This is a genomic window from Bacillus cereus group sp. BfR-BA-01381, assembly GCF_022663555.1.
Classification (GTDB): Bacteria; Bacillota; Bacilli; order Bacillales; family Bacillaceae_G; genus Bacillus_A; species Bacillus_A pacificus.
On the sequence record NZ_JAKUFR010000001.1, the window covers coordinates 108,317 to 120,723 of the forward strand.

Here is a 12,407-nt window from a genome sequence, read left to right on the forward strand (position 1 = left end):
TTTATAAATTATAGAGACGTGGTTACTACATTATCGACATGTTTTCATATTGCTTAATATAATGATTACTCAAATAAAAAACTGAGGTGGATACCTCAGTTTTTTCGATAACTTATTTCCTTGAAGACAATCCTTCAACAAATTCACCAATCTTATTTTGAAAAACATAATCAAAGTTGTATTCCTGTCCTGTTAACTCTTCATTTACTAAGATGGTTGTTGCTCCTACTTCCCTCTTTGCAATTTGTGGGAATGAAGCAACAGGCTGTACTTTTAATGACGTTCCCATAACGATTAACACATCTGTTTCATATAAACGTTTTATCGCATTTTGATATTGCGGTAATGTATCTCCATACAAAACAACGTCTGGATTTAAAATGAAATTACACTTCTGACAGCGCGGCACTTCATGATCTATCATATACTGTAAATCATATCCCGCTTTACACTTCTGACAATGCGCTGTTTGCAGTGTACCGTGTAAATCAATGACATGTTTACTACCACCTAATTGATGTAAACCATCAATATTTTGCGTTAAAATCGTAATATCTTTCCCTTGTTCTTCTAATTCAGCTAAAAAGCGATGGCCACGATTTGGTTTATATTGATAGAAGGTATTAATTTGAAATATTTCTTTATAATGCTTCCAAAATTCTTTGGGACTTCTATTATAATATCCTCTTGATAAATACATCTCCACATTCGCATCAGCATACAATCCATTTGCTGAACGAAAATCTGGGATACCACTTTCCGTACTTGCACCAGCACCTGTTAATACTGTAATTTTCTTTGCTTTTTCTAAAATTGAACGTACTTCTTCAAATTGTTGCACAAAAATCACCTCTATGTATTTTCCTATACTTATTATACCAGTTGTTTACAGGAGGTGTCGTACAATTCATTCTACTTAATGCGTCGCACCCCCAACCTCTACAATATCCACCTCAACGGTCATCGTTACCTCAACTGCCAACTCTATCCCTTTACGAATAGTAGAAAGAGCCATACTCGGTTGCCCTGGATACTTGCTCGCTTGCTCTGGTAAAAACGGAATATGAACAAATCCGCCTTTTATTTTCTTATCACGCTTCTCTAGTTCATGCATGAGACCATAAAATAAGTGATTACAAACGAATGTACCTGCTGTTTGTGAAACGGAAGCTGGTATGCCTTCTTCTTGAAGTCTTTTTACAATTGCTTTCATCGGAAGTGTAGACCAATAAGCAGCTGGTCCTTCTTCTACGACTGGTACATCTACCGGCTGGTTCCCTTCATTGTCAGCAATTCTTGCATCATCAATATTAATTGCGACACGCTCTATCGTAATATCTGGTCTGCCCCCAGCCTGTCCGATACATATAATTATTTCAGGGTTTAGTTCATCTATATATTCTTTTAAAACTTGTATTGATTTATGAAATACGGTCGGTACTTGTTTACTAATAATCTTGTATTCCCCGGTTGTTTTTTCATGCAAACTTTTTGCGACTTCCCAAGCTGGGTTAATGCTTTCTCCGCCGAACGGATCAAAGCCTGTTAATAATACTGTTTTCATAGTTTTTTCCTCCTAATTAGAAACGATATACGAGACCGTACATAATAAACATATTTATGATGAAGATTGAAAGAGCAATTGGTACTTGTGCTTTAATAACGGCATTTTTATCTTTTAGTTCTAAAAGCATTGCTGGAACGATATTAAAGTTTGCTGCCATTGGTGTAAGTAACGTTCCGCAATATCCAGCAAACATACCGAGCGCTGCCATAATCGCTGGGTTTCCGCCGTGCATTTGTACAATTAAAGGTAAACCAATTCCACCAGTAATAACAGCAAACGCTGCGAAAGCATTTCCCATTACGACTGTGAAAAGCATCATCCCTAAACAGTACGCCATAACAGCAACGAACGGATACTCTGTCGGTAACACTTGGCCGACTAAATCAGAAACGACTTGTCCAACGCCAGATTTTGCGAAAATACCGCCAAGTGCCGCTAACATTTGTGGTAAAATGACAGCCCAGCCGACAGCTTGTAATAGTCTACTTCCTTCTTGTACAGGAGTTGTTATCTTCGATTTTGTAATACGCATCGCCGCAACGAATGCAAGTAATGCTCCTAGTGCTAATGCTACTAGCGTTACTTTATCTGGATCAACAAGGGAGACATTTCCCCCATTTAATTTTCCCTAACGTTAACGTACCTATAATTGTAAAAATAGGAATTAATAGTGCAGGCATAAAGATTTTATTTTTTAATTTCTCCGCATGTTTTACACGTTGTTGTACTGGAACTTCTTTCTCCTCTGATTTTGTTACTTTATTTAGTGAAGCTAACACAACCATAGCGAGTACAATACAGCCAACGTAAAACGAAGGGATTACATTTCCAAATAAAAATGTAACTGCAAACAACGCCCAAAATAAACTAGAACCAAATCGGTTTGGATGCTCACGATCAAAGGCAATACGTACAGCGATAAAGGCAACGATGATACCTAATACATAGTAGATTGTATCCATTGTGATGATGTTCATTTTATATTGCCTCCTTCTCTTCTTTTTCTTTTGATTCCATCGTTTTTGCTATATATTTATCAAATCTTCTAAATCTAATCCAGCTTACGATAAGTGCAGATATTGCAGTTGGAATACCCCAAAGCGCCATATCCCATACACCGACATGCATACCTACTGAATCGAAGAACCCTTTCATTAATAAAATAGCTCCAGTCGCGATAAATATATCCTCTCCGAAAAACCAAGCTGTATTTTCCGCAGCTGCTGCATTTGCTTTAATCTTTTCTCTTAACTTTTCAGGAAGCTTACCGTATTTACCTTGCGCAGCCCCTTCGGCCATCGGCGCAACGAGTGGTCTTACCGTTTGTGCATGACCACCAATATTCAGTCCAAGTGCTGCTGACGATTCTCTTATCGTAAAATATGACATTAATACTCTTCCAGTTGTTGCTCCTTTTGATTTCGTTATAAGTGCTTCTGCTCTTTCTTTCAAACCGTAACGCTCTAAAATTCCGATTACCGGTAAAGTTAATATAATTGGCATAGACATATATCTATTTTCTATGAAAAATTTACCGAACATACTGATGACATCATAAAAGCTTAATCCTGAAACCATACCCGTAACAATACCTGCAACCATAACGACTAACAATGTGTTTAGTCTAAATAAAAAACCAACTGCAACGAGTAGTATCCCGATTAATTTAATCATTTCAGCACTTCCCCTCATATTTTTACTTCGGTGCACAAATAGAAATACCATTAAGTTCGAATGTTCTGTATATTCTCTCCGCAAATTGCACTGCTTTTTCACTATCACCATGTAAACAAATCGTTTTCGCTTGAACTTCTACTTTCTCGCCATTCACCGAATTTACATACCCTTCTTTCACCATTTGAAGCACTTGCTTTATCGCTTCGTCTTCATTTTTTATAAGCGCATTTTCTTCCGTACGACTCGTTAATGTTCCATCTTGCTTATACGTACGATCTGCAAAGGCTTCTTGTACGAGAGTTATATTATATTTTTCCGCAGCCTGTATAAACGCCTCGCTATTTGCTAATCCGTAAAGTAATAGATTTGGATTACTATGATATATTGCCTTTGCAATTGCATCTGCAATTTCCGGATTAGTTGCCGCCATATTATATAGAGCACCGTGTGGTTTCACATGATGCATCTTCCCGCCAGCTGCTTTTACAAAACCGTCTAATGCACCAATTTGATATAAAACATAATCGTATACTTCACTTACTGAAACATTCATGTTCCTTCTACCAAATCCAATTAAGTCTGGAAAACCTGGGTGTGCCCCTATCGCTACGTTATGCTGTAGAGCTTTTTCAACCGTTTGCCGCATAACAGACGGATCACCTGCATGAAAACCGCAAGCAACATTTATAGAGGATACGAATGGAAGAATTTCATCATCATTCCCCATTTTATAAGCGCCAAAACTTTCTCCTAAATCACAGTTTAAATCAATTGTAGTCACAATGTTTCCCTCCTAAATTCAACTTCGTAAAGCTATAAATTTTTTTAATAGATTCATATTTACTTCTTGTTCTATGTACAATTGTTCCGCTTCTTCAAGCGTAATTTTCTCAAAAGAAACATAGTCCCCAGGTTTTAGCTGGGCAAGAAGAGGTAAATCTACTGAAATGATATTTCCCATTCTCGGATAGCCACCTGTCGTTTGCCTATCTGACATTAATATAATTGGCTGTCCACCATTTGGAACTTGAATGGTTCCAAATGTAACAGGGCTCGATAAAATCTCTTTTTCAACGGATCTATTTAAAATTTCTCCTTCAACCCTATAACCCATACGATCAGCGTAATTAGATACTTTATACTCTTTCGTAAAAAATGCCTTTTTGCTTTCTTCTGTAAATTGATCATATTCAAAATCAGTTATGACGCGAAGTTTAGGATTTTTCTTATATTTTGGTCGTACGCTACTACTAATTGCCCATTTCGTTTTTATTCTCTCATCTTTTTGTAAGTCTTGAACGAAACGATTCGCCATTTCTGGTTGTACACCAATTTGAAAGTAGTCACCCTTTTTCAACATTCTCCCTTCTATACCGCCAATCGCAGCACGTATGTAAGTACTTTTGCTTCCCATCGTACGATCAATATGGATACCACCTGCAAAAGTCACATACGTTCTGCAACCACTTTTCACTTTTCCAAAGCAAAGCATACTACCTTCTTCCGCTAAAATGGGACGCCATAATGGTATACGCTCCCCATTTAGTAACGGTTCCATATCCGCACCGCCAATCGCAAGTAACGTCGTTTTCTTTATTAACAATTTCGGTCCCATAATCGTCATTTCGAGTGCCGCTTCATTCTCTTCATTACCAACTAACATATTGATCATCCGAAGTGCACTTTGATCCATCGCCCCGCCAACTGGCACACCGTATTGTTGATAATGAGACCGTCCTAAATCTTGGACTGTTGTAAACATTCCCGCATGCAAAACTTCTACATCCATTCTTTAGCCCCCTCAAGTGATACGTACTCTTCCTTCGTTATTGGAATAAATCGTAAATACATACCGCTTTGAATATAGGTTGGTGTTTTTTCTTCCGGATTAAATAAGGAGATTGGTGTTCGTCCAATAATATTCCATCCACCCGGTGTTTCAAGCGGATAAATACCTGTTTGATTTCCGCCGATTCCTACCGAACCAGGAGAGATTTGTAACCGCGGTGTTTCTTTTCTAGGCGTTTCTAGTTCTTTTGATAGTCCTCCTAAATACGGGAACCCTGGTGTAAAACCTAACATATACACAAAATACGTTATTTCACTATGTATTCGAATGACATCTTCTACTTGTAAACCGTGATAATGTGCGACCTCTTCTAAATCAGGTCCATATTCTCCCCCGTAACAAACGGGTATAGAAATATGTTTCACATCTCGTTTCAGCTCTTCCTTATACGTATCTAACATTCCAGTTATGTATTGGCATACGTAATCATACGGTCTTATCTGTCTATCATTTTCCTTCCATACTTCATACAAATTGTAGTAAACAGCTAATGAAGTAAACGACGGAACACATTCAACCATCCCTACAAACGGATGTTGCTGCAGCGCTTGAAATAATCGCTGCACTTTTTCATAAGTATCCATTCCAATTCCTTCACCAAATGTAACAATAATTGCTTGATCCCCTAACGCCGAAAATTTCATCCTACTCCCTCTTTCTATGCCAAAAAGCCGAGTTCTTTCGAAATGCGATTCGCTGTCTCTTTTACCTTCGCGATAAAATATGGAATGTTACTTTCGCTGTACTCAATTGCTAATCCCGAAATACTAATGCCTGCTACAACCGTTCCATCGCTTGCGAAAATGGGCGCTGCTATAGCCGCTGTATGATTTTCTAACTCAGAGTAGCTAATTGCATGTCCTTCCTTTTTTGCCATTTGTAACACTTCTAGCAATTGTTTCTTATCTACGATTGTTCCATCTGCAAATTGCTTTAAATCCGTTTCCTCTATGTATTTTCGTTTTTCTTCCTCAGAGAAATACGATAGTAAAATTCTCGGACATGCACCCGCATAAAGTGGCGCTCTTCTTCCAACCGCCGTATACACACGTACAGGTTGAGCACCTTCCATCTTTTCCACATAAATCGCATCATTACCATCTTGAATAATTAAATTAACTGCCTGCCCTAAACTATCTCTAAGCTCTTTCATATATGGAATCGCAATATTTCTTACGGATAGTCTTTGTGAAACAAGTTGACCGAACCGTAAAAACACGACTCCTAAACGATATTTCCCCTTTTCGTTTTTTTGTAAAAACTCCATTTCTTCTAACGAGCCAATTAAACGATAAACAGATGTTTTCGGCATACTTGTAAGCTGAACCATCTCTGTTAAACTTAGCTCTTCATGCTCATAAAACAACTCTAAAATATCCATTGTCTTAACTGCCGTTTTATTTATACTCATTCTATCTCCCTCTTGTTCCAAATTTCGGAACTTAAATTCCGTTTTTCGAAACAAACATATAATTTAAAATTATAAAATATTCTTTCAATTCTATCAATATATTTTTCAGCTACTTAACCTTTATGTAAGGTGAATACAAAATAAAATTTAGAAATAATGATGGTTCTCTTTCAAAAGCTCAAGTTATAGCAAAACCAAACGTTTAAATAAATAGGCATAAAAAAAGTATGGAAGAATATTTCTCCCATACTTTTTCTTTATAACGCTCTTACTTGTTTCAACGGCCAGAAAACAGCTTGTCCTTTTCCGACAATTTCATCTTCTGAAATAAATCCAAACATACGACCGTCTTTAGAAACTTCACGATTATCTCCTAAAACAAACACTTGGCCTTCTGGCACTTTCGTTTTTCCTGTAATTTGTTCTAACGTAAAGTCTGGAGTTAATACACGGCCTGCTGCTTTTTCTTTAAACTCTTTTAAATATGGTTCTTCCATCGCTTTTCCGTTTACATATAATACATCATTTTTATACTCCACTGTATCGCCTGGTAAACCAATTACTCGTTTTACTAAATCGTATCCTTCTTTTCCGTGGAAGACGATAATATCAAAGCGTTCTAATCCACTTATACTATAACCAATCTTATTCACAAGAACTCGTTCGTTATTTTCTAGTGTAGGCATCATCGATTCGCCTTGTACTAATGACGGTGTAAATAATACACCGCGAATAATTGCGATTAATACAAGGGTAAATCCTATCGTTTTAGCCCATGAGAATAATTCTTTCTTCGTATTTTCCTTCATCGTTTCTCCTCTTTCTTTATTGTTTATTGTATAATTTGAACTAATTCTTGTACTAAATTAAGATCAATTTCAGCAAAACATGATTTCCCTTCTCTTACTGCTGTACCGACATGAGCTTGCGAAATGCCAGTTTCATCTAGCAATCGCTTTATATTTTCTTTCGTCACGCCAGCTCCAACTACAAGTTGAATTTGACCATCGCTTATCTTTTGCATTTCTGTTAGCAGTGGAATATTCTCCACTATATTTCCTTGTCCACCTGAAGTTAAGACGTGAGTCACTTTATGAAACTTCTTTAAAGTTTTCATTGCTTCTACTGGATTTTCTATGTCGTCTATTGCACGGTGATATGTAACATTTATCCCATCTACCACAGATAATAAATTCGCTAGTTTCTCTTCATCCACTTCATTCTTTTCATTTAATACACCTAATACAACACCAGCTACTCCTAATTTCTGAGCAACTACAATATCTTCTTTCATCATTTCAATTTCTTCTTCCGTATATGTAAAAGACTTCGCATGCGGGCGAATCATAACGTGAATCGGTATATGTACTGCTTCTACCGCTTTTTTAATAAATGCATAACTCGGTGTTAAACCGCCTTCTGTATAAGATGAAATTAATTCAATTCGCTTCCCGCCAGCTCGTTCAATTCGTTTTACATCTTCTAAACATGTTGCAATAACCTCTAGCATGAGATGACCTCTTTTCGTGCTTTTTCCTTATTATACAGTAGGTGAAATAAGAAGCATAGCATTCTCCTATAAAACTAGAAAAAGAAGAATGAAAAGAAAGATTTTTTAACTACTAACATCTATTGGTGATTTTATATTCTACAAAAAAGGAGTAACCCCCTAGCACTTCTGACTAGATGTCACTCCTTTTTATTTTAATTATTTTTCTTAGTCACTTCATTATAATAGTGGCTAAATGCTTCTACTAATGCATCAACGGAAGCATATAATTCTTCTGGTGTATTATCTACGCCTCCCATTTCAATAAGTAAAGCATTTGGAGAAAGGTCTTGATTATATACTCCGTTCCCGCTTTTACGATCTTTAATAAAAATGCCTCGGCTTAAACCGTAATACTTTTCATCTAAATATGAATTGATTGCCGTTACTATTTTTTTATTTTTTTCATAGTTAGGATTTTCTCGACCTAAAATAAAATAGAGTCGTGCATAATCCTTTCCATTAATCGTTTTCTTCGTAATATTTTTTCGTGCATCGTCCCTATGAAGATCAATGGGAAACATAATATTTTTATCTTGTGCCAATTTATCTTGTAATATTTGACGGGATCCTTTGTAGGATTGCGCCCAATTTAAATTTTTATTTCGCAGAAAATCTCTCATATTTGTCGTATCATGTGAAACACCTATTCCTTTTTCTTCTAGCTTTTGTTTTAAATAATTTCCAACAAACGTAATGTTCACTTCATTATTTGTACTTGAGGCATCATCAGGTACAGTAGCACCTGGGATGAGAGGAATAAACGACTCCCAACTATGTGTATGATAAATAAAAACTTTATTTTCACCGTTATTTTGTGTATTTGAATTGTTTTCTTTCTCACTCTTTGGGTGTTTAACAGCAGTACCTTCATTCTTAATATTCTCTAAAGGAATACTAGATTCTTCAGGAATATTCGTATAATCTGTTCCTTCCCCGGCAATTAATATTTCCGAATAAAATTGATTCATATTTGGAAGTTCTCGAGTTAATAAGCTTCGGAGGTCATTTACATTAATATTTGTAGAAAGTGAAAGTAAAAAAGATTCCAAAGACGCTCGTCCTTTTTCTTTATGAAATTCTTCTGCAAAATAACGATTTTCACTACCTATCATATACATGAGGCCTTTCGTAGAATTCGTTCCTAATAATTGATTAACATAATACGATTTAAATACGTTTGAATTACTAGAAATGAAGAATGAAGTGAGAATACATATAATCGTGAATAAAATACATATCATTACATACTTTATATTAAATACTTTCAGTTTCACTTTATTCATTTTATATCTCCCTTCATTTACTATATTCTTACGCATCATTTTTAAGTAATATGATTAATAATTTGATAGAGTTCTCGTTCTATTAATTTTTATAAAAAAAGAAGATCCTATAATAGGATCTTCTTTTTTTATCTACGACCGAAACGCCGCATCCGCCAACATAGATAGTGTTGCATCATCCATCGGCGGATTGTGTAGTCCTGCTCTAACGTTTAAATAATAACGGTGAAGCGGATTTTTTTCTGATAAACTTTTTGCTCCTACGATGCGCATTGATTTATCCACTATGGATATCGCCGCATTTGTTACGGCATATTTCACTGCCGCTAATTCTGTTTGCAGTGACAGTTTATCTTCTGCCTCATCGTATTTTTTCGCAATTTGATATAAAAAGACGCGAGCTTGCATAAGCTCGAGTTCTAATTCTCCAACTAATCTTCTAACATTCGGTAATAAACTAATAGAATGGTTTAAACTATTTGGTTTGTATGATCCCGCAAACTGAACTGCATAATTTCTTGCTGATTGTGCAATTCCTAAATAACATGCTGGTATATGTAGCAACCAGCCAATACCCTTTTGTTTTACTTTTCCGTCCTTTACATCTGTAAAAAAGCGACTTTCTATCTCTACATTTTGTAAGACAAGGTCATGACTAGCAGTCCCTCGCATCGCGACGCTATCCCACGTTTCTTCAATGGATACACCGAGTGTATTTCTTGGAATGACAAATTCTCCAACTTCTTCTCGGCCTTCCATACTTGCTGAAATAATAAAATAATCAAGTACTGGCGCCATCGTTGTAAAAGTTTTCCTTCCATTTATAACCCACTTCTCGCCTTGTTGCACCGCTATTGTTTCTGGTTTACCGCCACGCGTCGGGCTCCCTGTTTTCGGTTCTGTTGCTGCCCTGTTAAAGAGCGCTCCATTACGCACTTCTTCGCAAAACCATTTGAACATCTCATCATTCCAAGAACGATTTTCCGCCAGCTCTTTCACAATACCAAGATGCCAGCCAATCGATAATGCAGTAGCTCCGCAGCCTTCCGCAATTTTCTCTTGAAATAAAACGAAGTCATATAAAGAAATCGCACTACCACCAAATTCCTTCGGTAACGTTAATTTCGTATATCCGATATCTTTTAAATCATTTATATTTTCATACGGAAATGATCCTAATTCACTTAGTTGATGCTCCCTTTCCATGAACTTCGGAATCAATTTATTTATTTGTTCAATAATGAAAGATTGTTTTTCTGTTTCAACAAATGAGAGTGCCATACTATAATCTCCTTTATGTTCGATTCATGAACCGTTCATTTTGTCATTATGATTATATGAAGCTACCTCTCTATTGTTTCACTATTCCGATAAAAATACAATGTTTTTGACTAATAAGAAAAGTTCCTATTTAAAGATAGGTTCTTTTCTTATTAGTCTCCCTTCAATGCCTTTAATGGCAACGAGGTTACATATCCAATATACGAGAATAATTCTTTAAAGAAGAATGGTATTTCTGTATCTAACGTTTTATATGCTGATGTCGGCGTTGGTGAAGCATACGCTTCAATATTAATATGTTTTGCGATTCTCATTGCGCGTTTCATATGAAGTGGATCACTTACAATCGTGTATGTGCGTATTCCGTTCTCTATTCCAACTTCCTTCGCATTCTTTAAATTTTCTTCAGTGAAAAGAGATTTTGTTTCAATTAAAATATCTTCCTCTTTTACACCTTGTTTCATTGCATATACTCTTGCAGTACGCGCTTCCTCAAGCTCTGCCTCAAACTTTGTACCACCTGTAAAAATAATCTTTTTAATATTTCCGTTCTTATATAAAGAAATCGCATGATTAATTCTTTCTTTAAATACAGGAGATGGTTTTCCGTTCCAAGAAGCTGCTCCTAGTACGATACCAGCATCCGTTTTCACGCTATCATCTGTTTTAAAACGATAACTCCAAATATCGTAAGCTGCATAACTTACATATAAAATAGCAGAACAAATCATTAGTAAAAATACTTGAAAGATTCGTCTTTTCTTACTCTTCTTATTTTCTTTCATTTGTAATTGCCTCCGTACATCATCCATACTTCTATAAAAAAACATTTATATCAAATCGTTTTGTTTGAGTTTATTTAAAAGAAGGAACTTTACTTGTTATTTATGTATAAAAGGGTTTTCATTTAAAATTGAGGATTATCAATTCATTTTCATTTGCGGTTTTCATTACATGTTTTAAATTCATAAGTTTATTACCATACAACTACATTGTAACGAATTTTTTCTCAGAAGGGAACGATGAAACAAAAGGAATTAAAATAAAGTAGCATTTTGTAAGAAAAAAGGTATATTTTTTATGTATTACAAATAATATACCTTTCAAAACACGAATTATAGCTTTTCTTTATACAATTCTAATTTTTCTAATAGACGTGCTTTCACAACTGGCCATTCGCTTGCGATAATACTATACACAACCGCATCTCTCACATGTCCATTCGGTAATTTTCTTTCATTTCTAAGCACGCCCTCTTTTACTGCTCCTAACCTTTCAATTGCTCGTTGTGCTTTTTCATTTCTTGCATCCGTCTTAATTTGTGCCCTCAGCATATGCAGTTTTTCAAAAGCATACTGGAGAAGCATATACTTACACTCTGTATTTATACTCGTACGCTGGACACTTGGATGATACCACGTTTGTCCTAACTCGACTGTTTTATCTTCTACTGAAATATTATATAGACGTGTACTTCCTACAATCGCATTTGTCTGTAAATCCACTACAACGAAAGGAATTTGCGTACCTTTTCCATAACCTTGTATCGCTTTTTGCACATATTGCTGCATATCTTGCACACTATCCATTTTAGAGATTAAATACGCCCAAATTTCCCGATTTCCTTCTACAATCGAAAACAAAGTTTCGACATCATCACTATCCATTAACCGTAGCTTTACTCTTTCGTGAATGATTTCCATTTGTAAGCCCCCTTTTTCTTACTATATCATAGAAATGTAAATTCTATTATATAGATATTTAAATTAAGATTTTAATACCTTCTT

At 35.7% G+C, this 12,407-nt stretch carries 13 protein-coding genes and 1 pseudogene; all 14 read right to left on the reverse strand.

The annotated features are described in order from the left end of the window. Positions 1 to 112: 112 nt before the first annotated feature. Positions 113 to 841, reverse strand: coding sequence for an NAD-dependent protein deacylase (locus MR079_RS00550; RefSeq protein WP_242293289.1), 729 nt, complete (start codon positions 839 to 841; stop codon positions 113 to 115). A 75-nt stretch (positions 842 to 916) separates the two neighbouring features. Further along, a complete protein-coding gene (gene pcp, locus MR079_RS00555; RefSeq protein WP_242293290.1) occupies positions 917 to 1,564 on the reverse strand; it encodes a pyroglutamyl-peptidase I in 648 nt (215 codons plus the stop codon). A 16-nt stretch (positions 1,565 to 1,580) separates the two neighbouring features. After that, positions 1,581 to 2,544 (reverse strand): annotated as a pseudogene (locus MR079_RS00560) (DUF979 domain-containing protein). 1 nt (position 2,545) lies between these two features. Beyond that, positions 2,546 to 3,241 (reverse strand): DUF969 domain-containing protein, encoded by a 696-nt coding sequence (locus MR079_RS00565; RefSeq protein ID WP_060631398.1) that lies wholly within the window; start codon positions 3,239 to 3,241, stop codon positions 2,546 to 2,548. Between the two features lie 22 nt (positions 3,242 to 3,263). Continuing rightward, complete coding sequence (pxpA, locus tag MR079_RS00570; RefSeq protein WP_242293291.1) at positions 3,264 to 4,025, reverse strand: 5-oxoprolinase subunit PxpA; 762 nt, start codon at positions 4,023 to 4,025, stop codon at positions 3,264 to 3,266. A gap of 18 nt (positions 4,026 to 4,043) precedes the next feature. Further along, positions 4,044 to 5,033 carry a 5-oxoprolinase subunit C family protein gene (locus MR079_RS00575; protein ID WP_139866011.1) on the reverse strand — a complete coding sequence of 330 codons (990 nt, stop codon included), beginning with the start codon at positions 5,031 to 5,033 and terminating at the stop codon, positions 4,044 to 4,046. Further along, the gene (gene pxpB / locus MR079_RS00580) at positions 5,024 to 5,737 is read right to left on the reverse strand and encodes a 5-oxoprolinase subunit PxpB (RefSeq protein ID WP_139866012.1); all 714 of its coding nucleotides are present in this window, start codon (positions 5,735 to 5,737) and stop codon (positions 5,024 to 5,026) included. The genes MR079_RS00575 and pxpB overlap by 10 nt, the downstream gene beginning before the upstream one ends. A 14-nt stretch (positions 5,738 to 5,751) precedes the next feature. Further along, a complete protein-coding gene (locus MR079_RS00585) occupies positions 5,752 to 6,504 on the reverse strand; it encodes an IclR family transcriptional regulator (RefSeq protein WP_242293292.1) in 753 nt (250 codons plus the stop codon). Positions 6,505 to 6,761: 257 nt separating this feature from the next. Then, the gene (gene lepB, locus MR079_RS00590) at positions 6,762 to 7,313 is read right to left on the reverse strand and encodes a signal peptidase I (RefSeq protein WP_000662493.1); all 552 of its coding nucleotides are present in this window, start codon (positions 7,311 to 7,313) and stop codon (positions 6,762 to 6,764) included. Positions 7,314 to 7,336: 23 nt separating this feature from the next. After that, entirely contained in the window at positions 7,337 to 8,014 is a 678-nt protein-coding gene (locus MR079_RS00595; RefSeq protein WP_016717891.1) for a copper homeostasis protein CutC, read from the reverse strand. A gap of 194 nt (positions 8,015 to 8,208) precedes the next feature. Next, positions 8,209 to 9,339, reverse strand: a complete 1,131-nt coding sequence (gene spoIIP / locus MR079_RS00600; RefSeq protein WP_139866014.1) for a stage II sporulation protein P — start codon at positions 9,337 to 9,339, stop codon at positions 8,209 to 8,211. 132 nt (positions 9,340 to 9,471) lie between these two features. Beyond that, positions 9,472 to 10,620: an acyl-CoA dehydrogenase family protein gene (locus MR079_RS00605; protein ID WP_242293293.1), complete on the reverse strand. Its 1,149-nt coding sequence runs from the start codon at positions 10,618 to 10,620 to the stop codon at positions 9,472 to 9,474. Positions 10,621 to 10,772: 152 nt separating this feature from the next. Then, complete coding sequence (locus MR079_RS00610; protein WP_000662223.1) at positions 10,773 to 11,405, reverse strand: YdcF family protein; 633 nt, start codon at positions 11,403 to 11,405, stop codon at positions 10,773 to 10,775. A 330-nt stretch (positions 11,406 to 11,735) separates the two neighbouring features. Continuing rightward, a complete protein-coding gene (locus MR079_RS00615) occupies positions 11,736 to 12,323 on the reverse strand; it encodes a GNAT family N-acetyltransferase (protein WP_242293294.1) in 588 nt (195 codons plus the stop codon). Positions 12,324 to 12,407 lie beyond the last annotated feature (84 nt).